Below are 23,008 nucleotides of genomic sequence, written 5' to 3' on the forward strand. Positions count from 1 at the left end.
CCTTACCGCTCCTCTTCTTCATTGAGCCAGCCTGTAATTTTATCGACGAGTCCTTCCACAGCTTCTACTGGTTTGACGACGATGAAGATGGTGTCGTCACCGGCTACGGTGCCGATGATTTCGGTCCACTGACTGTGATCGATCGCAGCCGCAACAGCATGGGCATGACCGGGAAGGGTACGGACGACGACGATGTTAAGGCTGTAATCGACATGGGTCACCGTATCTCGAAGCAGACGTCGCAAACGATCGGGAACAGGATGAGGGGCCGATTCTCCCGGGGCCGCGTAACGAGATTCATCTTTACTGACAGGGACTTTGAACAGTCCCAGTTCTTTGATGTCTCGAGAAACGGTCGCCTGGGTAACTTCTATCCCTCGATCACGCAGCCGTTGGGCTAATTCTTCCTGCGTGCTGATGATCTCACTGTTGATGACGTCAAGGATAGCTCGATGACGTTTACTCTTCAAGTTAGCGACACCCGCCTTTGAGTGGCTTTTTTTCCGCGACCAGCACATAAGGCGGTCGTCCGGTCCGGTTCGGGTATTGGATAGAGACGGTATCCCAAGCTTTCGGAGACAAGTTTCTCCACCAACTGCCGACGGCGGCAGCCTCCCCTTCGGCTCCTTCATGGCCTACATAGACTACAACGACGATTCTTCCCCCAAAAGCCAATTCCTCTGCGAGAGCCTCTAGCGCAGCCACCGTTGTCTCCGCTTGCGTCACCACTGCGTGATCGCCTCCAGGAAGGTAGCCTAGATTAAAGATGGCACCTTTTAGGGGAGGATGCTCCTTCGCTTTGAGCAAGGCAGCCAGCCGGCTGTGATCGCATCGAAACAGGCAAATATCCGACGATGAAAGGCCCCCATGCTCTGCCGTAGGTTCCATGGCTTGTGCCAGTTGGTTTAGGGGATGTAGTTCTGCATCATCGCTTTCCGAGCTGGTTAACCAGAGGGCTGCCTCGTAGCCGGACTGCTTCAGCCGGGCGGCTGTGGCGTCAATCGCCTTTTGCTGGATATCAAAGGCCCAAACTTTCCCCCCCGGTAAAACCTGTTCCGCGAGAAATAATGTATCCTGTCCGTTTCCGGCTGTTCCGTCGATGACAAAGTCGCCAGGTTGGACTATCTCTGTTAAGAAACGCCGGGACCAAGTCACGGCTGATGTGAGGGAGTTCACAGTTTACCTCCCCTGCCTCATTTTTTCACGTAATATTCGAAAGAAGCTCCGGTCGGCCAGACGGATGAGCCGGCAAGTGACGGGCGCTTTTTTGACGAGCACCTGATCTCCGCATAGCATAGGCAATCCGGGCTGACCGTCCACGGTCACCACGGCATGACCATGGGCGTTGGTCACGGTTAGTCGAATCGTTTCATCTTGCGGAACGACGAGCGGGCGAGCGTCCATCGCATGGGGACAGATGGGCGTCAAAATCATGGCATGTATTTCCGGCGAAACGATCGGTCCCCCTGCGGAGAGGTTATAGGCTGTCGATCCCGTCGGCGAAGCCACGATGAGTCCATCGGCAGCATAGTTGCCCACGACTTCGTTCCCGACGGTCGCTTCCAACTGGATCATGCGCGGGTGATCCCCTTTGGTGATGACGACATCGTTCAGGGCGTAGACGGGATCACTGAACTTGTCTTGATGAACTAACACAGCTTCTAGCATCATTCGCTCTTCAATCCGGTAATCGCCGGCAATCAAGCGCTGCAAGGCAGGAAAGAGATCGCCAATCTCGATTTCTGTCAAAAAGCCGAGACGTCCCAAGTTGACACCCAAGACGGGTATGCCGTAATGGGCCACCAGGCGTGCCGTATTGAGAAGTGTTCCATCTCCCCCTAGGACCACGACCCAGTCGAGCTGACGTAAACGGGAACGCAGTTCTTCGGAAGGGGACTGCACCAGTTCGGTCACCTTCGTCAAGGGAATTCCCATAGCTATGTTCCTGTCAGACAACCATGCGGCCATTTCTGCGGCTACTTCTTGGGCTTGCGGTTTTTCGTCGTTCAGGACCACTCCTACGGTAGGCACAGGCTCAGCCTCCTTTACGAAGCATATTCGAACTCGATTCGGTGGATCTTTTTCGCCGCCATATCGACGAGCAGTACTCCGTCTACCTGATACACCAAAGAGTATTCGAGGAGTTGTCGACGCGTGTCTCCATGGGTGGGCCGGGGTGCTCGGTCGCCTGTCTTAACCTCTGCAATAAAGGTTTTGCCTTTTCCTGTGACGAGATAGTCGGCACGAACAGAGATCTCCACCGGTCGGCCGTCGACACGCATAGTCATCCGCCCCGCTGGTTGAGCTTTGATCACAGAATAACCTTCTTGTTTTAATAGCTTGGCCGCTTGCTGTTCCCCTACTCGGCCGGCTCGCATTCGCCAATAGGTGATCCACTGGACGTAGAGTCGTCGCAGGAAGGAGAAGACGATCGCACCTGCGATTAAGGCGATGAACAGCAGCATCGCAAGCTGTGGCAAATCCATATGTAACGTTTCCGGCACGGCAACCTCCATCATCAAAAGGGATATCACCGGTAACTGTTCATTTTCTACACCGACCGGATCTTGTCCTGCTGAAATCTCCGAATCGACAAGAAACCACGAAAAAGAAAGGACCCCGTCGGGTCCATTTTCTGGCGGTTTTGTCCCCTCTTTTTCAGTGGCAGCCAAAACCGAAATTTGTACTTATTGTTCCTTATCGCACCGCTTCATGGGCTTTGTTTACAATATCGGCGATTTCCTCGGTAGTTTTGAGGTGATCGGAAAAGAGGATCGGTCTCTCCGGTTCGATTCCCGGCTTTTGCAACAAAAGCAGGTATTCGATGTTGCCTTCAGGTCCTGTAATCGGTGAGAAGTCAAGGCCTAATATAGACCATTGCCGTTCTCGCGTCCATTCGACGAGCCGTTCAATCACTTCCTGGTGCACCTTTGGGTCCCGAACTACCCCTTTTTTACCGACCTTCTCTTTGCCGGCTTCAAACTGGGGCTTGATCAAGGCCATCACATACCCGGGTTCCTCTATCAATTCGGCAACGGCCGGCAGTACCTTTTCAAGCGAAATGAAGGCCACATCTATCGTCGCAGCCTGGGCTTTTTCTCCCAACTGTTCTGCCGTCAAATAACGAATGTTCGTCCGTTCGAGACAGCGAACCCGGGGGTCGTTGCGCAGGGACCAGGCCAGTTGTCCGTAGCCCACGTCGACGGCGATCACCTTAGCAGCGCCGTTTTTCAAGGCTACATCCGTGAAGCCTCCTGTAGAGGCACCCACATCGAGAACGGTGTATCCCCTAAGATCGAGTTGAAAAGACTCGATCGCTTTGGCTAGTTTGAATCCGCCACGACTCACGTAAGGACAAGCGTCGCCTGTAACTGTAATCGGTACGCCTTCCGGGAGCATGGTGCCTGCCTTATCAACCCGCCGTCCATCCACTTGGATCAGACCGGCCAGGACGGCTGCGCGGGCTTTTTCCCGCGTCGGCATGAGGCCCTTGTCCACGAGCAGTGTATCGAGCCGCTTTTTTTCTGCCATCTATCGTAATTCTCCAGGGAAAACGATTTTCATAGGTCCTCTTTTTCGGCTCAAGGAGGCACCATCCAGCATCTCTCGAGCCGTACGAGCCAGGTTGTCCACTGTCAGTCCATAGGTTTCCCGGAGAATCGAAATCGAACCATGTTGAACGAATTCGTCAGGTATGCCGATCCGCTTAACTTTGCAATCGACATTCTTGGCTTCGAAGAGTTCTAAAATGGCGCTGCCGAATCCACCGGCCAGAATGTGCTCTTCTATGGTGATGATCTTCCCGATATCTCGGGCTAGCTTGAGAATCAGCTCTTCATCCAAGGGTTTGACAAAACGGGCGTTCACTACGGCAGCACGGATGCCCTGCTCCTCCAGTTGGTTCGCCGCCTCTTCAGCAATTCTGACCATGTTGCCGATGGCAATGATGGCCACATCGGTGCCCTGACGAAGCACTTCTCCTTTCCCGATGGGCAGGAGGGTCAGTTCCTTGTCCAGGGAGACGCCGACACCAGCGCCCCGGGGATAGCGGATGGCGATGGGTCCATTATATTCGACGGCCGTGTAGAGCATGTGCTGAAGCTCGTTTTCGTCTTTCGGAGACATGTGTACCAATTCGGGAATATGCCGTAAATAGGACATATCGAATACACCATGATGGGTTTCACCGTCATCGCCCACCATACCGCCGCGATCGATCGCAAAGACGACTGGTGCCTTGTGCAAGCAAGCATCGTGGAAGACCTGATCATAAGCACGTTGTAAAAAGGTAGAGTAAATGGCGACGACAGGCTTAAATCCCTGCAGCGCCATCGCCGATGACATGGTCACGGCGTGCTGTTCGGCGATCCCAACATCGATAAAACGGGAAGGGAAATTCCGGGCAAAAGCACCTACGCCGGTACCATCAGGCATGGCGGCAGTGATGGCCAAGATGCGTTCATCCTGCCGGGCCAATCTCAGCAGTGTCTCACTGAAGACTTGCGTATAGCTCGGGGGACCCTCACTCTTGTGCACTTTGCCGGTAGCCCGGTCAAAGGGGCCCACCCCGTGAAAGAGGCTCGGATTGGATTCGGCCGGCCCGTATCCTTTCCCTTTTTTCGTCAACACATGAACAAGCACAGGACCTTTCAGCCGGCGGGCATTAGCCAAGACGGCTCGCAGTTCCTGCAGGTTATGACCGTCAATCGGCCCTAGATAGGAGTAACCTAGTTCTTCGAAAAGCACACCAGGCACCATCAAGTTCTTCAGGCCGTCTTTCATCTTTTCGAGCACCTTTAGGACGTGAGGCCCGATGGAAGGAATGCGTTTTAACACATCTTCCATCTCTTCTTTGTTGCGGAAATATCTCGGATCGGTGCGGATGCGTGTCAGGTATGTAGACATGGCACCGACGTTATCGGCGATCGATTTTTCGTTATCATTAAGAACCACGATCAGATCGGTCTGCACATGTCCGGCATGGTTTAATGCTTCAAGGGCCATCCCGCCGGTCAACGCACCATCGCCGATGACAGCGATCACAGAACTGTCTTCTTTTTGGAGATCGCGCGCGCAGGCAAACCCCAGCGCGGCCGAGATCGATGTAGAACTGTGTCCCGTATTAAAAACATCGTGTTTGCTCTCAGAGCGCTTTGGAAAGCCAGCAAGGCCCCGGTGCCGTCGGAGAGTGGAAAATTCCTTGTAGCGACCTGTTAAGAGCTTGTGTACATAGGATTGGTGTCCCACGTCCCAGACGATTTTATCCTTTGGCGTCTTAAAGACCAGATGTAGGGCCAGCGTCAATTCGACGACACCCAGGTTTGGTGCCAGATGACCCCCGTTGTTCGATGTGGTCTCGATAATAACCTCGCGAATTTCTTTGGATAACTGCTCTAACTCCGCTGAGGTCAGCTTGTGTAAGTCAGCAGGTTTGTGAATTTGGCTAAGAATCTGGGGCATGTTAACGGCCACCTTCTCTCCGAACTTTTTGTCCTTTTGGACGCCATCCCTACTGTGAATGACCGTCACCCGTTTCATCATACCTGTCCATGATTATATCATGAAAAATTCTGCCCTTCAAAGAATGTTGAACGTTTTTCCAGTCCGTCAGTGGAGGATATCGGGCAGTTCGTGTCGAAACGAGTGACCGTTTGGGACAGGAGGTTAGTATAAATTGCATACGTCGTCAAGGTTATTCCGGCAAATCATGGGTATCATGTTGGCATTTGTCCTTTTATGTCAAATGGGGTACCCAGAGATTGCTCACGCAGGGGAATCGTTCCCCTCCGACGTTTCCGTCGTCGATGTCACTAAGCCGGCTGTTGTTGAAGTCCAAGCGGGAGCCACAGCCACTTTCCGCTTCTCTGACCGAGCCTGGCCTGTCGCCGTCGGCGGGGTTGCTTCCGGCTTAGTCGTCAATCCAGACGGAGTGATCATCACTTCATCGCGCATCGTCGATCTGCTGAAAAAGGATCAGACCAGCATCCGGCAAGCTCTCGCGGACCGTTTTTTCGATGAAGTGCAAAAGCAAGTGGGACGCCGCCTTTCCGAGTCAGAACGATTGGGTATCGCCCAGAATACGACCCTGATGGAGGAAGTCAAAACGTACCAGCAGGTGCTCTTGTCAGATGGACAAAAGTATGATTTTCAACTGCTTTGGGCAGGAAGCCCGCCGCAGGAAGTTGTCCTCAACAACGCACCAGTAGTTTCCTATCGTCCAAAGGCTTCTACCGCAAAAACAGTGAAAGAAGAAGGCGTTGAACCCCGGCAAGATGAGGGTGTTTCTCCTGTTCCTACTCCTGCAGAAGAACCTACCGAAGTGGAACAGCCCGTTCCGGTAACATCTTACCCGAGCAACCGAGAGTTTGACGCACTCCAAGAAGTGGCAGTCGTAAAAATTCAAGCCGAGAAAATGCCGTCCATGTTGCTGAGTCCCGCCGGCGAATCGGACTCGTCCAAAGCGGCCACAGTTATCGGCTTCCCGGGCAATGCCGATCCAACGGCCTTATTGACACCAGGAACAGTTACAGAAGTCGCTGAAAATCCCGGCACCATCGTCTCGTCGAAGACAGGAAAAGGAAAAGAAGCCTATGGTTCTTTGCTGGATATCGAAGCGACATTGGCGCCTGCCGCTGCCAGCGGACCTGTCGTCACCGGTGATGGTCGTATCGTCGGATTAGCTGGGAAAACGGCTAAAGGGACCGGCTTGTACCCCATGGTCAACAGCCAGGCTGTGCTGGAGGCCCTGCAGAAAGCAGGTCAATCGAACAAGGCCTCTGACACCACGTCGGTCTATGCCAAAGCCCTCTCCATGTATAACCAAGGGTATACGTCAAAAGCCATTTCCATTCTCGATGATGTCCTCGATATGTTTCCCCACCACGGCCCGGCAAAAGCCTTGTTAGCCGATGCGAAAGCTCGCCTGGAAAACGGTGAAGACCGGATCTATTGGCCTGACTTCATCCTGCATAGTGTGATCACCCTGCTCATAGTTGCCGCTGGGGGTGCCTATCTCTGGATCAGGTACAAAAAAGGCCGACGGAAGCAATCTTCCACTAAAGGAACCGTTCCCAGCAATTCTGAAGATATCACTTCATCGACTTCAGAAAAGAAGGCTTCTTCATCACCCATTTCATTCTTAATTTCGAAAGAAGAAAAAAACTCTCCCACCAATGAATCGCCTATAGATAATAATATGGTCGATTCCGCTTCAGAATTACCATCTATTGGTATGGATAGAAGCGTTTCTGGATCCATTTTGGATGCTTCCGTTGATAGGAGCGATTCAAGGGCGTTCACAGATTCGGCTGCCACTGATGACTCTAACGGGAAAGGACCAGAGAAAATCCCCTCCCCTGCTGCATCGATAAAGCAACAGAATGCTGTCATCCCGGTCATCGAATTTTTTTCGGGCATGTTAACCGGACGTAAATACGTCATCCCTAAAAAAGGTCTCTTGATTGGACGAGATCCCTCTGCCTGCCAGATCGCCTTAAAAGACCCGGTCATCTCCAAGCAGCATCTCTTTATCGGTCCCGATCCTTTCGATCACAATTCGATCATCGTCACCGATAAAATGTCGACCAACGGAACCTTTATCAACTCCCCTGATGGAGAGAAACTTGTCGGGTCTCTCCCCTTAAAGGATGGCGATAAGGTGTTCCTCGGGAAGCAAAATGGGTTTGTGCTTCGTTTGACTGATGAAGAATAAACAGGCGCAATAATCTTCAAAAGACCTTGATCAAATGGAAAAAGCCCTATGAAGCATTCGCATGCTTCATAGGGCTTTTTTTAATTCTAATTTTCTCGCACCAGTAAAAACTTGGCCAGCTCGCGCAATATGTCCGCTTTTTCTTCAAACATCTGGAGGCTCTCTTGGGCCGCTTGAACGACCCGGCAGGCCTCTTCCTGGGCTTTTTCAATACCGAGGAGAGAGGGGTAGGTTGCTTTGTTGTTCTTTTCGTCGCTACCTACCGGTTTGCCGATCTTCTCTTGATCTCCTTGGATGTCGAGCAAGTCGTCGGTGATCTGAAAGGCGAGTCCCAGATAATCGCCGTATTCCGATAAGGCACGAATCTCTTCATCAGTGCCGCCGCCTAAGATGGCGCCGATGCGCAGGGATGAACGGATCAGAGCCCCTGTTTTGTGACGATGTATGTACTCCATGGTCGATAAATCGATCTGCCGGTTTTCCGACTCCATATCGACAACTTGTCCGCCAATCATGCCCATCGTTCCGGAGGCTTCCGCGAGTTCGGCGATCACTTGCAGGACCCGGGCCGGCTCATGGCCTTCCCGGAGGGCTTCCTCCGCGACGAGACCGAAAGCTCTTGTCAACAAGGCATCGCCAGCCAGGACAGCGGTAGCTTCTCCGAAGACTTTGTGATTCGTCGGCATACCCCGCCGCAGGTCGTCATCATCCATAGCCGGTAGGTCATCGTGGATCAACGAGTAGGTGTGGATCATCTCTAAGGCGCAAGCGGCCGACAGCACCTTTTCTTCATCGCCGCCGACGGCTCGGCAACCGGCCAGTACCAGGATCGGGCGAAGGCGTTTACCGCCCGCGAAAATGCTGTAGCGCATCGCTTTATGGATGACAGCTGGGTACGTCTCTTCCGATGGAAGGTAACGTCCGAGCGCCTCGTCTACCTGTTGAATCATCAGCTTCATTTCGGCTTTGAGATTCACAGCTTTATTCCCCCTCCTCCAATACGAATAGGCCTGCGACGGTGGTTTCGGCAGACGGCTGAGCCGGTTCTTCGATGATCGTTACACCCTTCGGTGACTCTATGAGCTTTTGTACTTTTGCCTCATAGGCATCCAACTGAAGGTGACAGTGACGGACCAGGCCAATGCCTTCCTGAAACAGTTTTAAGGAATCATCCAAGGGGACTTCGCCCGTTTCCAAGGCCCGCACCACTTCTTCCAAGCGAGCAATCGCTGCTTCGTAAGCTAGTCCAGGCTTTCCCTTTTGATTTGCCACCGACGATTCTCCCTTCTTTCTTCCACGCGGCAGGCCAGCTCGCCGCGATGTAAGACGATATCCACAGTGTCTCCCGGCGCGATCTCTTTCGCGTCACGGACGACTCGTCCATCTTGATCCATGCAGAGGGAAAAGCCGCGATCCAAGACAGCGAGCGGGCTAAGCGCGTCCATGAGGCTCGCTTGCAAAGCCAACTCTTTCCGTTTTTCCTGAAGTCCCTTTTGGGCGATCATCACCAGTTGACGTTGCAGTTCTTCCAGGCGCTGCCGCCGCGGCAGCAGCCGCTGAGGCGCTCCCATCGTACGGAGCCGCTTCTCTAGGTCTGTGACGCGGCCGCGCATCATCGATAGCCGAGCCGGCGATAGGACTCTGCGCAATCGCTCCTCGAACTGATCGACTCGCTGGCGAGGAACACGGAGACGGTGAAGCGGCTGGGACAAGGAAGGCCGGTTTTCCAGCGAAGCCACATTTCGCCGGGCTCGCTCCAGCCGTGCGATCATCGACCGTTGCAGTTGTATCGTTAATTCATTGACTCTGTCTTGCAAGGCGGCATAGAGCGGTACCGCCAGTTCAGCAGCGGCCGAGGGCGTAGCAGCGCGGACATCGGCCACTAGATCGCTGAGTGAAACATCAGACTCATGGCCTACCGCCGAGATAACCGGAACGGGAAACGCAGCGATCGCGCGGCAGAGAGCTTCATCGTTGAAGGCCCAGAGATCTTCACGAGAGCCGCCGCCCCGGCCGATGATGACCACATCCACATCCGGTTGTCCTTCGAGTCTCTGCAGTGCCCGGAGGAGGCTGGGGACCGCCTCCTCTCCTTGCACAATGGCAGGAGAGAAGAGGATATTCATCGCCGGGAAGCGCCGTTGAATGACTGAGAAAAGATCGCGGATAGCCGCACCTGTCGGAGCTGTCACGATGCCCACTTTGCGAGGCAAAGGGGGAAGGGGACGTTTGCGATCTCGTGCAAAAAGCCCATCGGCCTCCAAGCGCCGTTTCGTTTGCTCCAGAGCGAGGAAGATGCCTCCCAGCCCGGCCGGCTCCATCTCATCGACATAGATTTGATAGTTGCCGTCTCGTGCATATACAGACACCTGGCCGCGGATGATCACATTCAATCCGTTTTCCGGGCGGAAGGAGAGAAAGCGGTTTTTGCCGCGAAACATCACCGCCCGGACCGTACTTTCCTTATCTTTTAGAGTAAAGTACATATGTCCAGACGTGTGATGCTTATAGTTAGAGATTTCCCCTTGTATCCATACGGCCGACAACAAGGGTGCATTCTCTAAGAGTCCTTGGATATATTGATTGAGTTGAGTTACGGACCAGATTTTATCCATTGCCGGCCCCCTTGTATCGCAAAGCGGCCCGTAACGAGAACTCACCATTCCCTCCGGTACCGCTTTGACTGTAGTGGATATTAGATTGCCTTTTCCGCCGTTTTTGCCATCACGTATTCGTCGATAGCCCGAGCTGACTTTTTACCGGCTCCCATGGCCAAGATGACCGTTGCTGCACCCGTGACGATATCGCCGCCGGCGAACACACCGGGAATCGATGTACGACCATCTTCATCAGCTACGATATTTCCTTTGCGGTTCAGTTCCAGATCAGGGACAGACTTCGTTGCCAAGGGGTTGGGGCCGGTACCGATCGAGACAATGACTGTATCGATATCCATGATGTATTCCGAGCCAGGAATCGCCACGGGGGAGCGGCGGCCCGAGGCGTCCGGTTCACCCAATTCAAAGCGAACACACTTCATCGCTTTCACCCAGCCGTTCTCATCACCGATGATCTCCACAGGGCTCGTGAGCAGTTGAAACTGAACTCCTTCTTCATGGGCATGTTCAATCTCTTCGGCCCGGGCGGGCATCTCTTTCTCCGAGCGACGATAGATGATGTGAACTTCCTCTGCGCCAAGTCGCAAGGCTGTCCTCGCGGCATCCATGGCCACGTTGCCGGCACCAAGTACGGCAACCTTGCGACCCACCTTGACAGGCGTCTGGTATTCCGGGAAACAGTAGCCCTTCATCAGGTTCGTCCGGGTCAAAAATTCATTGGCCGAAAAGACACCACACAAATTTTCCCCAGGAATACCCATGAAATTGGGCAAACCGGCGCCTGTGCCCAAGAAAACAGCTTCATAACCGTTCGCTAACAGTTCATGGACATTGGTCGCTTTTCCTACGACGGAGTTAAACTGCATCTCTACACCGAGCTTACGCAGGTTATCGATCTCCTGCTCCACAATGTCCTTGGGCAGTCGAAATTCAGGAATGCCATACATCAGCACACCGCCGGCGGTGTGCAGCGCTTCAAAAATAGTCACATCATAGCCCAACTTGGCCAAATCAGCGGCACAAGTTAATCCGGCCGGGCCGGCGCCGACGACAGCCACCTTTTTCCCTTTTCTCGGAGCCTGCTCCGGGAGCGTCGCGCCTTGACGCATTTCCCAATCGGCCACAAACCGTTCGAGGCGTCCGATGGCCACCGGTTCTGACTTAATGCCGACGATGCACTTGGCTTCGCACTGGCTCTCCTGGGGACATACGCGACCACAGATGGCCGGAAGAGCGTTTTTCTCTTTCAACAGAACTGCCGCCTGGGCGAAATCCCCATCAGCCACAGCCTGGATAAAATCAGGAATCAGCACTTCTACAGGGCAGCCTTCACGACATTTCGGTTTTTTACATTGAAGGCAGCGGCCCGCTTCCTCCATCGCCTGTTCCTTTGTATATCCCAGAGCTACCTCTTGGAAATTATGGCGGCGGACTTGCGGATCCTGGCAGGGCATCCCTTGACGGTCAGCTCTTTGCTTTAATGACATCCGCATCCACCTCCTTGATGTTGATGTTCCAGCGCGGCTAGGGCGCGTTTTTCCTCGTCTTTATAGATAGACAGCCGTTTCATGGCTAAGTCGAAGTCAACCATGTGTCCGTCGAACTCAGGGCCGTCGACACAAGCAAACTTGGTCTCATTGCCCACTTGAACCCGGCATGCGCCGCACATGCCCGTGCCGTCCATCATCAGCGGGTTCATGCTGACAATCGTCTTTACGCCCCATGGACGGGTCACATTGGTGATGGCTCGCATCATCGGCATCGGTCCGATGGCCCAAACATGATTCAAATTCGAGTTCGCTTCATAGACATCTTTCAGCGCGTCCGTGACAAAACCTTTGCGTCCGTACGAACCGTCATCAGTACAGACGATGAGTTTACTACTGACAGATGCCATCTTCTCTTCCCAGAAAAGCAGTTCCTTGTTCCGGGCGCCGATGATAGCGAATACCTCGTTTCCGGCTGCTTTTAAGGCCTTGGCGATCGGATAGATAGGTGCAATGCCTACACCGCCGCCGACAATCGCTACCGGTCCGTCAAAACGCTCGATTTCTGAGGGCACGCCCAGCGGTCCCACCACATCCAATATATTGTCGCCCACTTCCAGTTGACCGAGCCTCTTGGTACCGGCTCCCATCTCCTGAAATATGGCTGTAATCGTTCCCTCTTCCCGATCAAAATCGGCGATGGTGAGGGGAATTCGTTCCCCTTTTTCGTCGGCTCGGAGTATAAAAAACTGTCCAGCCTGGGCCTTTGCGGCGACGAGGGGTGCTTTTATATCAAAAAGCTTAACTGTCGGAGAAAAAATCTCTTTCCGCACGATGGGGTACATTCGCCTCTGCCTCCCTTATAATTTTATTTTGTCTGCTGCCACATACCCATGAGCGGTTTGTTTCATGTTGCAAAAAAGATACAAGATAAATTAATTCGGGGTCGGAAAACAGGATCCTTTTTTTGCGAAGTACGAATGGCAGGACATTGGTCTCTGTAATGAAAAACTGGCTCCCTTTTATCCAAGAGCCTGTACAGATCGCTAAACCGGGACTAATTCGTATCGTGAATCCCGTATACATATCGGCAGACAGTAAAATCGCATCAGAAAGAAAAATACCGCCCGTCGGCGGTACCACTGTGACAATTTACAGGTCTTGACCAACGCAATTTTCAGTCTACCATTTGCTATTTCTGTGGTCAACGGGAACGGTTGGGATTTTTCAGAAAATGGCACCCCAGTGCGGCTACACCGACAGCGTTGTCACCGGACAGTTCCGGTGTAGCAAAGTACAACTTCCCCCCTACGGCACGATGTTCCAGCCGTTCTTGTATGCGCTGTCGCAAAAACCGGTTCGCCGCTACCCCGCCAACGATGAGCACATCCTGTATCCCTGTTTCTTCGATCGCTTGTCGTAGCACTTTCTCCAAGGTCGATGCCAGGCACCGCTCGATCCCCCGGGCGATCGCCGGTCCCATCGGCAGTATCCTTTCACCTTGCCCATTCGTTTCCAAATCTACCTTATCTTCAACGCCCCTTTGATTGGACATTGGATTCTCTTCATTCCGATTGTTGCCAGACTGACAGGTGTATTTATCAATCAGGCGCAGCGCCTGCGCTTCGGCACCAGAAAAGCTGACGGCGTACTTTTTGACGGAGGCAGGAAAGGTCTCTCCGGGGCCGTCACATTGAGCGGCCAGCCTCTCCAGGTGAGGACCGGAAGGGAAGGGGAGTCCTAAGGCAACACCGACCCGATCTACCAGTTGTCCCGCATGAAGATCCCTGGTCCCTCCCATTTTATGGATTTCAAAAGCCGACTTCTCTGTACAAGGCTGTACTCGAAGCAGTTCTGTCGTGCCGCCGGACAGGTGCACCGCTAAAAAGTTCCTTTCCATTAAACCTTTTCTTATGTTTCTGTTTTCCAACGAAAAGAGACCTGCCATTAGGTGGCCTTCTTGATGGGACGTCGCAAAGAAGGGGATATTCATCGAAGCGGCTAGAGAACGCCCTACTGCCTCTCCTGCCCGGAATACAGGCAGATAAGAGCCTTCTTCCGGGCGAGGCCGAGTCGACACGGAGACTGCTTCCAAGCGAACCTCTTGACCACCTCTATACAACTCGGCAAAAAGGTCTTCCATTAGTTCGGGAAGCTGCTGGCCATGTAAAAAAAAGGCGTCCCCCTGTCGGAGACCCCTTTCTCCCGGTTTCACCGGCAATAACCGCCGACGCTGGGCTCGAAGCTGCCCTGTTTCATCGACAAAAGCTAACGATGTGGTGTAGCAACTGGTGTCAAGCCCAAGGATACCGCGCAACAGACTAGACAGCGGTTACACCTCTTTCTTATGACCGCTTTCCCGGAGTTCTCGGGCGAGCTGGCCTAAGATCCCGTTGACAAACTTCGCCGATTCTTCCCCGGAAAAGTGTTTGGCCAATTCAATCGCTTCGTTGATGGCTACGTTTAAAGGAACATCTTCCTGATAGAGCATCTCAAAGATGGCAATGCGCAGTAGGTTGCGGTCTACGTTCGCCATACGTTCTAAGTTCCATTCCTTGGCCAATCGACGGACAATCTCATCGATGGCTTCCCGGTTTGCCATGGCACCTTCGACGAGTCGCCGGGCAAATTCTGCCGTCTGTTCGTCTACGCCAAACTCTTTGCAGGTGTATTTTAGGGCAAAATCGGGCTCCACCCGTCCTACATCAACTTGAAACAACGTTTGTAAGGCAGTTTCCCGCCCCAGGCGCCTGCTCAAATTCTCGCCTCCTCGAATATATTCAACGGACTCTGGCCCTTTTTTCCGCTTCGACTCGTTCAATCGTCACTTGAACATCATTACAGTCGATGTCTGCCAGTTTTAATGATTCTTGTACTGCTTGTTGCAATTTGTCACCCAACCCGGCCAAGCCCACATCCAAGTCCGAGGCTACCAAAAGGGTTACAGCGAGACTTCCTTGGACCGTTTGCAGGTGGACTCTCAATCCTCGAATTCCGACGATCCCTTTCGCAGCGCCACGAATCAACGATTCGACAGCTGAACGGGTGATTTCGACCTTCCCCAGTGGAGAAGAAAGGAGAATCATCCGGTTCTGGTATCGGCGAGGCCAGGAATAAAGGTACTTTCCGAGGGCTAGGAGATAAAGGATCGCCCCAAACCCCAAGGTCCAGCGCAAAGGGCCTCTCTCCCAAGCGGCCAGTAGCGGTGTCAATGGTTCTACGCCCGCACCGCCGAGAAAGACAGCCCAGATCAGATAGAAAGCAGCCAAAAGCGGCAGTAAAAGGACAGTGAGCAATAACAGACGGTTAGATGTCTCCAACCCACATACCTCCCCCATAGGTTGCCCCGGTGAAGGGATAAAACGGGCAAAAACCCCCCTAAGATCTGTTCTCAGGGGGGCCTGGACTATTTTACTCGATCGTCCTCTTTCGGCTCCTGGGTGGGGAAATGTACTCCCTGGATATGCACGTTGACTTCCACGACAGCCAACCCGGTCATGCTCTCAATGGAGCGCTTTACGTTTTCCTGCACCCGTTTGGCCACTTCGGGAATACGGCTGCCGAAATCGACGACAATGTTCAAATCAATAGCGGCTTCTTTTTCGCCTACTTCAACTTTGACGCCCTTCGTCAAGTTTTTGCGGCCTAAAATTTCAGCGATTCCGCCGCCAATGCCGCCGCTCATGGCGGTGACCCCTGCGACTTCCGTAGCGGCCAATCCGGCGATGGTGGCCACGACTTCGTTAGAGATACGGACGTGACCGATTTCTTGTTTCGTATGGACATGATCCATGTACACGGGCACCCCCTAGGCATATGGTTTCCGATGGAGAGTGTCCATCAGTATTATTGTACCAAAGTGCGCCATTCTATACCAGATGGGGGATATTGTTTCTTCAAAGCTTGACATAAAACGGGGCGGGGATGAATAAACCCCCGGCTCTTCGCAATGAGAGCCGGGGGGATGTACGTAACAGGACAATCAGAACGTCTTCCCTATTCTCCCATCATCCGGCGTTGGATGAAGTTGGTATAGACTTCACCCTTTTGGAAGAAGGCGTTTTCAAGAACCCTCTGCTGAAAGGGAATCGTCGTCTTCACACCTTCGATGACGAACTCGTCGAGGGCTCTTTGCATCCGGGCGATCGCTTCTTGGCGATCCCGTCCCCAAACGATCAACTTGCCTATCATGGAATCGTAATAGGGCGGGATGGAGTAACCCGCATAAGCGGCGCTGTCGAGACGAACACCGAGACCACCGGGAGGACGGTATGTCTTGATTAAACCGGGGCTAGGCATAAAGTTTTTGTTCGGATCTTCCGCGTTGATGCGGCATTCGATAGCATGTCCATCGATTTTAATGTCCTCTTGGGTGTAACCGAGAGGTTCGCCGGCGGCGATACGGATCTGTTCTTTGATCAGGTCGATACCGGTGATCAGTTCTGTGACAGGGTGTTCGACCTGGATACGGGTGTTCATTTCAATGAAATAGTACTGACCGTGCTTGTCGAGGAGGAACTCGACGGTGCCGGCATTGCAATAGTTGACCGATTTAGCCGCAAGGACGGCTTGTTCGCCCATCTCTTTGCGCAGTTCCGGCGAAAGGGCAGGAGAAGGTGCTTCTTCGAGCAGTTTTTGGTTCCGGCGCTGCACAGAGCAGTCCCGTTCTCCCAAATAGACCGTGTTGCCGAATTGGTCGGCCACGATCTGAAACTCGATGTGGCGGGGCTCTTCCACATATTTTTCAATGTAGACGGCTTTGTTGGCAAAGGCCGCTTCCGCTTCCGTTTGAGCGGTATGCAGGGCATTGAGCAGATCTTTCTCCGTATGGGCGATCCGCATGCCCCGTCCGCCGCCGCCGGCAGAAGCCTTGATCATGACAGGGTAACCGATCTCTTCAGCGATCCGTTCCGCTTCTTCGTCAGAGGTGACGATGGAGTCAGAACCGGGAACGACGCGAACACCGGCCTTGATCATAGTCTCCCGAGCCACAGCCTTAGCACCCATCGATTCAATGGCCTTGGAGTTGGGACCGATGAATTTGATCTTGCAAGTTTCGCAGATTTCCGCGAAATAAGCGTTTTCCGAAAGGAAGCCAAAACCAGGGTGAATCGCATCGGCACCGGATACAGCAGCGGCGCTGATGATGTTTGGGATGTTCAAATAGCTGCGGTTCGACGGCGCCGGTCCCACACAATAGGCTTCGTCAGCCAATTTGACATGGAGGGCGTCTTTGTCCGCTTCCGAGTATACGGCAACCGTACCGATGCCTAGTTCTTTACAGGCACGGATAATCCGAACGGCGATTTCGCCGCGGTTGGCGATAAGAATCTTTTTAAATAGGGTGTGGTGTCCCATAAGCGCCCCCCTAGGCTTTTTCCACGAGGAACAGGGTCTGACCGTATTCCACGGGTTGGGCATTTTCTACACAGATTTCGACGATAGTGCCTTTGACTTCGGCTTCGATCTCATTCATCAGCTTCATCGCTTCGATGATGCAAACGGTGGACCCGGTGTCCACTTTGCTGCCTTTTTCCACATAGGGACGGGCATCGGGAGCTGGGGCACGATAGAAGGTACCGACCATGGGGGAGGTGATGGCAACCAGATTGGGGTTGCTGGCCGGATCGTTCGCAGCCGCTTTAGGGGCGGGCTGTTCAGCAGCCGGTGCTGCCGTTGCAGCAGCAGGAGCGGATACGACGACAGGGGCCGGTGCCGGCGCAGGGGCTGGAGCTACGACGACGCTCTGAGCGGAACCTTTGCGGATCAATACTTTGACTCCCTCAGTCTCCAACTGCACTTCCGAGATATCGGTTCCATTCATGACTTGAATCAGTTCTTTTACTTCTTGAACTTTCACCGTTAGCTCCTCCTTCTTCGCATTCCCATTTGGGACAATAGTTTTACGAACCCCTTCCGACGGTGCTTCCCTTCTCTCTTCTTGGGTTTTAACCGTAGGTGCGACCACATGGGCCTGGGGATTTTTGCGGTAGTCAAAAAATTTCAAGGCCACTTGCGGGAAGAGCGCATAAGACAGCACATCTTCTTCGCTGTGGGCTAGGGGACCCAGTTCCCGGCGGCACCGATCCATGCTCGGCGGTAGAATGTCTGCAGGACGCCCTTGAATCGGTTCGTCGCCTTTGAGAATTTTGGTCATCACGTCCTGCCGAATGGGAGCCGGCGGCTGACCGTACAAGCCTTTTACATATGCTTTAACTTCACCGGGCACAAGTTTATAGCGTTCCCCGGTGAGGACGTTCAACACGGCTTGTGTGCCCACAATCTGGCTCGTCGGTGTGACTAGCGGAGGATAGCCCAAGTCGGCCCGCACTTTCGGCATTTCGTTAAGTACTTCGTCGAGTCGGTGGCGAGCTTTTTGCTCTTCCAACTGGGAGATCAGGTTGCTGATCATGCCGCCAGGCACTTGATGATCAAAGACCAGCATATCATTTAAACCGGTGACCCCGCGGGAATACCCGAGGCGTTTGCGGAGGTCCTCGAAATATTGTGTTATCTCAAATATTCTGTGAATATCCAAACCTGGGTCGTAAGGCGTATCGGAAAATGCCCGTACCAGCGTTTCAATGGGAGGTTGCGATGCACCGAAGGCCAGCGGCAGTGCGGCCGCGTCGATCACATCGGCTCCCGCCTCTACACCTTTTAAGAGGGCACCGACGGCCATACCGCCGATGTAGTGGGTGTGCAATTGTAGGGGCAGGTCGACTTTCTCTTTGATCATGGTGACCAGTTCCCGTGATTTAAAGGGAAGGAGCAAACCGGCCATATCTTTAATACAGAGGGAGTCAGCGCCCATTTCAGCAAGTTTCTGTGCCGTCTCTACATAATGCTCCATGGTATGTACAGGGCTGATAGTGTATACGATCGCCGCCTGTACATGAGCACCGGCTTGTTTCGCGCTGCGCATCGGCGCTTCCATGTTACGTATATCATTTAAGGCATCGAAAACGCGGATGATATCGATACCGTTTTCTACCGCTTTATGGACGAAGGCATCGACAACGTCATCGGGGTAATGGGTGTAACCGACGAGAGATTGCCCACGCAGCAGCATCTGCAATGGGGTCCGCCGGAAATAGCGCTTTAAGATACGCAGCCGTTCCCAGGGATCTTCATTTAGGTAGCGCATGCACACGTCAAAAGTAGCGCCACCCCATACCTCGACAGAATGGTATCCGACTTTGTCCATCTTTTCGACGATAGGTAGCATATCTTCTAAGCGCATACGGGTCGCCCAGAGACTTTGATGTCCGTCCCGCAGTGTGGTCTCCGTAATTTTAACCCTACGTGGTTCCTGCATGTCGCTATCCCTCCGTCTCTCTCAAGCGGCTTATTTCTGTGGGAACAGCCAGCAACCGCGCTGTTTCGCCGCGTATAGGCAAAAGATAAACTCAGGCCGTTGTTGGAGCGACAACTCCTGAGTTATTTACGTTCTAGCAAGCTGTATGCTAGACACCTAGATTACATTATATTGTGCCCAAGAATAAGACGCAAGTCATCCATACATTGTATACAGAATATCTGACAATTTTTCGAAGGACTTATTCTTTCGTCATGACGACGATGTTATTTGACTTGATCCCGATCGTTTTGGCAACCGCTTCCGTAAGGCCTGTCCTTTCTTCCGTCGTCAGTTCTTTCGCAGCCACGACGACAGAGACCGAATCCGGCTGAACGATGACTACGGCGTCCTTATACCCCTTAGCTACGATCAGTTTCTCAGCCTCCATCTCCTTGTTCATGAGCGTCGTCAGATCGATCAACTTTTTCTGAGCTTCTTTTCTCGTTTCACCGGATGACTGCTCGTTGTTGACGATTTCACGCAACAGCTCTATCTGCTGGCCCCGGGTACGCTCCCGCTCCATTCGGTAGTCGGCAAAGAAATTATTCCCTGCCTTGGCTTGTCCGCTCCCCCCTTGACTGAGCCTCGGTAGAGAGATCGAGGGTGGGTTGGAATTGTTTCCAAGGTTGTTTGATCGGCTGCCGGCGTTGTTCTCGATGATGACCGGCGGCAATGCCGGACCGCTTGAGGATGAAAGGGATAGTTCGGTCTGATCTAAGGCCCTGGTGAAAACGATATCCCCAAATCGGTACACACCAAAAGCGGTGATAACCAGTGCGAAAACACCGGTTATCACGGCCACCATTGTACCCGTTTTTTCCAAAGGGGCACCTGTCATCCAAGAGGGTTTTTTAATGATCCTTATCTTCATTTGATATCCTCCTTGGGAAAGACGCTCACCTTATGGGGAGGGATATCGAGCAGGGTGCAAACAGCACGGGCGACATTCTGCTTGATGTTTGGATCTTTTGCTCCTTCCGCTACGACCAACACGCCAGCCACTTGATAACGCATCTCCCGGACCACCACAGGCTGCTCCTTGACGGCGCCGCCCTCCTTCATCACAACGACAGAACGAGTGTCCGTCTTATCCGTCGTTACCCTTGTGCCCCCTTGTTTGTCTTTCTCTTCGACCTTCTTGTCATTGGCATTCGTGTTGATGGCGTATTCAGACTGCGTCCCCTGAGATAAGCTGACGACCACCTCGGTCGTGCCTACTCCAGAGATTTTAGAAAGAGCGGATGCCACCCGGTCACCGAGGATTTTTTCTTGGGCCGCCAATTCAGAGCCGCGGTTAACTTGCAGCCCCTCTGTTGATGTAGACGCCGTCGTTGGCGCCGCTTTCTTTTCGGACCATAAGCTTTTCCCGTCATCCATCGACATCAATGCGATGCCAAAAAACAATGCTACCGCTAGTGCGGCCATCACTTTATCTTTCGGTTGTTTTAACAATTCCATCACCGATTCATCCCCTTTCCTGCCGAAAAGTTTTTACTCCCACTGAACTCGAACCCGTTCTGCGGGAACTCCGTATAGTCCAGATAGGGTACGGGCGATTTCCTGAGCCGTCTCCTGGCGCTTACTGTCATGGGGCACTGGCTCACCTGTTGCCGTTCCGTTCTGTTCCGCCTTGTCAATCTTGACGGGATCAACCATGACGGGCGCCACTGCTTCGTCAGCGTTGCCCCCGCCGCCGTCTGTCTGCAGAGTGACCGTGATCTGCCCAATGCCGGCCTTTTCACCCGCTTTCGCCTCCCATTCCACCTGCGCTGTCGCCTTATGTACGCCTGCTTTGAGTCCGGCCAGGGCTTCCACCTGCCGTTCGAGCCGGACTTTAGCTTCTTCCTTCGCTTGAGACAAGCTCTGTTCCCGCAGTCGTTCCCCTTGACGGCGGATGTCGTCGTAACTGGTTCCATTTACAGCCAGTTCCTCTTCAGGCAGCCCCCGGCCCAAGGTCTGAGCCCAATCGCTCCGGGTCACCCAACTCATGACGGGATTGAGGACGGCTACCATGATAAAGATGCCGACAACTAGCCGGATGAGCGATTGCATCCGTCCATTCGGTAGAAGCATGTCCAAGATGAGACCGACGATAATGATGAGGATCACCTGTTGGATGATATCGCGGAGGATGTCCACCCTTTTTCCTCCCTTACCTGAGCATGACCGTCAAGTTGCCGGTACCGACGACGATGGTGAGCGCTAAAAAAAACATCAATCCGACGGAAGCGACAGCGCCGAAGACAAGGGTCAAGCTGCTGCCGATCGTCTCGAGGCTGTCGGCGACAGGGCTGTTGCCGGCTGGTTGAAGCAAGGCCCCTGCAAGCCGGTAGATCAGCACGAGGGCTAAAATCTTTAAAGAGGGCAGGACAGATAAGACGGCAATGACGACGACACCGATCAGTCCAATACCGTTTTTCAACAACATGGATGAACTGATCACCACTTCAAAGCTGTCAGCAACTAAACCGCCTACGACCGGCAACAACGCATCCGTCGCATACTTAGCCGTCCGCAAGGTCAGTCCGTCAGCGACGGCGCCGACGGCGCCATAGATGCTGATGACACCGAGGAAGACCGTGATAAAAAGCCCCATCACCAGCTTATAGCCGTCTTTAACGAGCCCATGCAGATTTTTGACCTTAAACTGCGGGGAGACATGGTTGAGGATCCCTAAAGCAGCCGCAAAAAAAATGAGCGGAAAGATCCAGTTCTTGATCAATGTACTGATCAAGGTGATGGTACCGAAGATGACCGGATGAAAGAGCGCGCCTGAGGCGAGTCCACCCATGGCCGTCAGCAGCGTCAACAAGATCGGCAAAATCACCTGCATGAACCGCACCATATCATCGATGGCACCTCGTCCTGTCTGAACGGCTGTGTAGAAGCTGTGGACACCGATCGTGATAAGGACCATGTAACCGACGGCAAAAGCCACCTTGGATACGGAACCTGATTCAAAAGACGCTTGCAAATGGGTCAAGATGGCGACGACGACGGCCAAAACGATCAGTTCCCCGAGCAGCACACCATTGACGAGTACTTCTTGAAACAGGTACGCTAATAGGCCTTGAAATACTTCACTGACCGATAAGCTCAGCTTTCCACTGCGAATGTCGTCAAAGAGGGTCTCCGGATTTAGAGAAGGTAAAAATCGGCCCTTGTCTCTTTCCAGTTCCTCTAAGACCCTGCGCAGTTCCGACAGATCAACCGTCGAAGGTTCTATAGCCGGTAGGGAAGCCGATAGAGAAGCAGTCGTCGATGTCTCTTGTACCTGGCTTTGGGTTAGGGCGCTTTCACCAGCCCTCCTTGGCTCCCCTTCTGCGCAGGCCCTATCGACGATTGGAAAAAGAAGCATGAAAGAGAAGAGGAACACCAGAAGTAGCCTCGAACAGTACTGTTTTCTCTTCGTCATGAAGGCCCACCACCAGGCAACAAGGTCAATAGCGAATCCATGAGAGCCATGATGATGGGCAAAGCGAGCACCATGACGAGGATTTTGGCGGCCAATTCCACTTTGGTAGCAATGGTCGATTCACCGGCGTCACGGCAAATCTGGGCGCCAAATTCGGCGATATAGGCGACACCGACGATCTTGAGCAGTGTCGTCAGATAGTAACGGTTGATCTGGGCTTTGTTGGCCAGGTCTTCCAACACCTGAATGACGGCAGAAATCTTCGTCAGTACGAACAAAAAGAGGATGACACCAGCGGCAATGCTCAGTTGTACAGCTAACTCCGGCCTCTGTTTACGTACGATAACCAGGAGGACCGTGGCGATGATGCCGACACCTACGACTTGGAGAATCTCCATGGACTCAACTCCTCACCAT

The 23,008-nt window shown here is 53.1% G+C and carries 23 protein-coding genes; 1 reads left to right on the top strand and 22 read right to left on the bottom strand.

The window, feature by feature from the left end:
* Window positions 1–2: 2 nt before the first annotated feature.
* Genes argR through dxs form a run of 6 tightly spaced genes read right to left on the bottom strand, consistent with a single transcriptional unit; the run spans window position 3 to window position 5,460 of the window.
* Window positions 3–470, bottom strand: a complete 468-nt coding sequence (gene argR / locus H1S01_RS10225) for an arginine repressor (RefSeq protein ID WP_155476422.1) — start codon at window positions 468–470, stop codon at window positions 3–5.
* A 1-nt stretch (window position 471) separates the two neighbouring features.
* Window positions 472–1,176, bottom strand: coding sequence for an MnmM family RNA methyltransferase (locus tag H1S01_RS10230; protein WP_188040246.1), 705 nt, complete (start codon window positions 1,174–1,176; stop codon window positions 472–474).
* A gap of 3 nt (window positions 1,177–1,179) precedes the next feature.
* The gene (locus H1S01_RS10235) at window positions 1,180–2,031 is read right to left on the bottom strand and encodes an NAD(+)/NADH kinase (protein WP_188040248.1); all 852 of its coding nucleotides are present in this window, start codon (window positions 2,029–2,031) and stop codon (window positions 1,180–1,182) included.
* A 14-nt stretch (window positions 2,032–2,045) separates the two neighbouring features.
* A complete protein-coding gene (locus tag H1S01_RS10240) occupies window positions 2,046–2,672 on the bottom strand; it encodes a hypothetical protein (protein ID WP_188040250.1) in 627 nt (208 codons plus the stop codon).
* Between the two features lie 25 nt (window positions 2,673–2,697).
* Window positions 2,698–3,531 (bottom strand): TlyA family RNA methyltransferase, encoded by an 834-nt coding sequence (locus tag H1S01_RS10245; RefSeq protein ID WP_188040252.1) that lies wholly within the window; start codon window positions 3,529–3,531, stop codon window positions 2,698–2,700.
* Window positions 3,532–5,460 carry a 1-deoxy-D-xylulose-5-phosphate synthase gene (dxs, locus tag H1S01_RS10250; RefSeq protein ID WP_188040254.1) on the bottom strand — a complete coding sequence of 643 codons (1,929 nt, stop codon included), beginning with the start codon at window positions 5,458–5,460 and terminating at the stop codon, window positions 3,532–3,534. It abuts the gene before it with no gap.
* 214 nt (window positions 5,461–5,674) lie between these two features.
* On the opposite strand from dxs, the gene H1S01_RS10255 reads away from it, so the two are divergent.
* Window positions 5,675–7,711, top strand: a complete 2,037-nt coding sequence (locus H1S01_RS10255; RefSeq protein ID WP_188040256.1) for an FHA domain-containing protein — start codon at window positions 5,675–5,677, stop codon at window positions 7,709–7,711.
* Between the two features lie 86 nt (window positions 7,712–7,797).
* On the opposite strand, the gene H1S01_RS10260 is transcribed toward H1S01_RS10255, so the two are convergent.
* From H1S01_RS10260 to spoIIIAD, 16 genes are all read right to left on the bottom strand, one after another.
* Entirely contained in the window at window positions 7,798–8,688 is an 891-nt protein-coding gene (locus H1S01_RS10260; RefSeq protein ID WP_341479078.1) for a polyprenyl synthetase family protein, read from the bottom strand.
* Window positions 8,689–8,692: 4 nt separating this feature from the next.
* A complete protein-coding gene (gene xseB / locus H1S01_RS10265; RefSeq protein WP_170291854.1) occupies window positions 8,693–8,983 on the bottom strand; it encodes an exodeoxyribonuclease VII small subunit in 291 nt (96 codons plus the stop codon).
* Window positions 8,953–10,326 carry an exodeoxyribonuclease VII large subunit gene (gene xseA / locus H1S01_RS10270; RefSeq protein ID WP_188040258.1) on the bottom strand — a complete coding sequence of 458 codons (1,374 nt, stop codon included), beginning with the start codon at window positions 10,324–10,326 and terminating at the stop codon, window positions 8,953–8,955. The genes xseB and xseA overlap by 31 nt, the downstream gene beginning before the upstream one ends.
* A gap of 80 nt (window positions 10,327–10,406) precedes the next feature.
* Complete coding sequence (gene gltA / locus H1S01_RS10275; RefSeq protein ID WP_188040261.1) at window positions 10,407–11,816, bottom strand: NADPH-dependent glutamate synthase; 1,410 nt, start codon at window positions 11,814–11,816, stop codon at window positions 10,407–10,409.
* Window positions 11,807–12,661: a sulfide/dihydroorotate dehydrogenase-like FAD/NAD-binding protein gene (locus tag H1S01_RS10280; protein WP_188040263.1), complete on the bottom strand. Its 855-nt coding sequence runs from the start codon at window positions 12,659–12,661 to the stop codon at window positions 11,807–11,809. The genes gltA and H1S01_RS10280 overlap by 10 nt, the downstream gene beginning before the upstream one ends.
* A 359-nt stretch (window positions 12,662–13,020) precedes the next feature.
* Window positions 13,021–14,133 (bottom strand): tRNA (adenosine(37)-N6)-threonylcarbamoyltransferase complex transferase subunit TsaD, encoded by a 1,113-nt coding sequence (locus H1S01_RS10285; protein ID WP_188040265.1) that lies wholly within the window; start codon window positions 14,131–14,133, stop codon window positions 13,021–13,023.
* A 15-nt stretch (window positions 14,134–14,148) separates the two neighbouring features.
* Window positions 14,149–14,574 carry a transcription antitermination factor NusB gene (nusB, locus tag H1S01_RS10290; RefSeq protein ID WP_188040277.1) on the bottom strand — a complete coding sequence of 142 codons (426 nt, stop codon included), beginning with the start codon at window positions 14,572–14,574 and terminating at the stop codon, window positions 14,149–14,151.
* Window positions 14,575–14,596: 22 nt separating this feature from the next.
* A complete protein-coding gene (amaP, locus tag H1S01_RS10295; protein WP_188040279.1) occupies window positions 14,597–15,136 on the bottom strand; it encodes an alkaline shock response membrane anchor protein AmaP in 540 nt (179 codons plus the stop codon).
* A gap of 86 nt (window positions 15,137–15,222) precedes the next feature.
* Window positions 15,223–15,609 (bottom strand): Asp23/Gls24 family envelope stress response protein, encoded by a 387-nt coding sequence (locus H1S01_RS10300; protein ID WP_188040281.1) that lies wholly within the window; start codon window positions 15,607–15,609, stop codon window positions 15,223–15,225.
* A gap of 203 nt (window positions 15,610–15,812) precedes the next feature.
* Window positions 15,813–17,174 (bottom strand): acetyl-CoA carboxylase biotin carboxylase subunit, encoded by a 1,362-nt coding sequence (gene accC, locus H1S01_RS10305; protein ID WP_188040283.1) that lies wholly within the window; start codon window positions 17,172–17,174, stop codon window positions 15,813–15,815.
* Window positions 17,175–17,184: 10 nt separating this feature from the next.
* On the bottom strand, window positions 17,185–19,134 hold the full coding sequence (gene accB / locus H1S01_RS10310; protein ID WP_188040285.1) for an acetyl-CoA carboxylase biotin carboxyl carrier protein: 1,950 nt from the start codon (window positions 19,132–19,134) through the stop codon (window positions 17,185–17,187).
* Window positions 19,135–19,375: 241 nt separating this feature from the next.
* Window positions 19,376–20,047: a SpoIIIAH-like family protein gene (locus H1S01_RS10315; RefSeq protein ID WP_188040287.1), complete on the bottom strand. Its 672-nt coding sequence runs from the start codon at window positions 20,045–20,047 to the stop codon at window positions 19,376–19,378.
* Window positions 20,044–20,637, bottom strand: a complete 594-nt coding sequence (locus H1S01_RS10320) for a hypothetical protein (RefSeq protein WP_188040290.1) — start codon at window positions 20,635–20,637, stop codon at window positions 20,044–20,046. The genes H1S01_RS10315 and H1S01_RS10320 overlap by 4 nt, the downstream gene beginning before the upstream one ends.
* A gap of 30 nt (window positions 20,638–20,667) precedes the next feature.
* Window positions 20,668–21,315, bottom strand: coding sequence for a stage III sporulation protein AF (locus H1S01_RS10325; protein WP_188040293.1), 648 nt, complete (start codon window positions 21,313–21,315; stop codon window positions 20,668–20,670).
* A gap of 13 nt (window positions 21,316–21,328) precedes the next feature.
* Window positions 21,329–22,591: a stage III sporulation protein AE gene (spoIIIAE, locus tag H1S01_RS10330; protein ID WP_243237197.1), complete on the bottom strand. Its 1,263-nt coding sequence runs from the start codon at window positions 22,589–22,591 to the stop codon at window positions 21,329–21,331.
* Window positions 22,588–22,989, bottom strand: a complete 402-nt coding sequence (spoIIIAD, locus tag H1S01_RS10335) for a stage III sporulation protein AD (RefSeq protein ID WP_188040296.1) — start codon at window positions 22,987–22,989, stop codon at window positions 22,588–22,590. Before spoIIIAD ends, spoIIIAE begins: the two co-directional genes overlap by 4 nt.
* Window positions 22,990–23,008: the final 19 nt, after the last annotated feature.

This window comes from Heliobacterium chlorum, from assembly GCF_014502795.1.
GTDB lineage: Bacteria > Bacillota > Desulfitobacteriia > Heliobacteriales > Heliobacteriaceae > Heliobacterium > Heliobacterium chlorum.

Excerpts from the sequence above, each read along its gene's own strand:
- accC (WP_188040283.1), bottom strand. The coding sequence starts at position 17,174 with ATGGGACACCACACCCTATTTAAAAAGATTCTTATCGCCAACCGCGGC.
- H1S01_RS10315 (WP_188040287.1), bottom strand. The coding sequence starts at position 20,047 with ATGAAGATAAGGATCATTAAAAAACCCTCTTGGATGACAGGTGCCCCT.
- spoIIIAE (WP_243237197.1), bottom strand. The coding sequence starts at position 22,591 with ATGACGAAGAGAAAACAGTACTGTTCGAGGCTACTTCTGGTGTTCCTC.
- gltA (WP_188040261.1), bottom strand. The coding sequence starts at position 11,816 with ATGTCATTAAAGCAAAGAGCTGACCGTCAAGGGATGCCCTGCCAGGAT.
- dxs (WP_188040254.1), bottom strand. The coding sequence starts at position 5,460 with ATGCCCCAGATTCTTAGCCAAATTCACAAACCTGCTGACTTACACAAG.
- H1S01_RS10280 (WP_188040263.1), bottom strand. The coding sequence starts at position 12,661 with ATGTACCCCATCGTGCGGAAAGAGATTTTTTCTCCGACAGTTAAGCTT.
- H1S01_RS10245 (WP_188040252.1), bottom strand. The coding sequence starts at position 3,531 with ATGGCAGAAAAAAAGCGGCTCGATACACTGCTCGTGGACAAGGGCCTC.
- spoIIIAD (WP_188040296.1), bottom strand. The coding sequence starts at position 22,989 with ATGGAGATTCTCCAAGTCGTAGGTGTCGGCATCATCGCCACGGTCCTC.
- xseA (WP_188040258.1), bottom strand. The coding sequence starts at position 10,326 with ATGGATAAAATCTGGTCCGTAACTCAACTCAATCAATATATCCAAGGA.
- accB (WP_188040285.1), bottom strand. The coding sequence starts at position 19,134 with ATGCAGGAACCACGTAGGGTTAAAATTACGGAGACCACACTGCGGGAC.
- H1S01_RS10300 (WP_188040281.1), bottom strand. The coding sequence starts at position 15,609 with ATGGATCATGTCCATACGAAACAAGAAATCGGTCACGTCCGTATCTCT.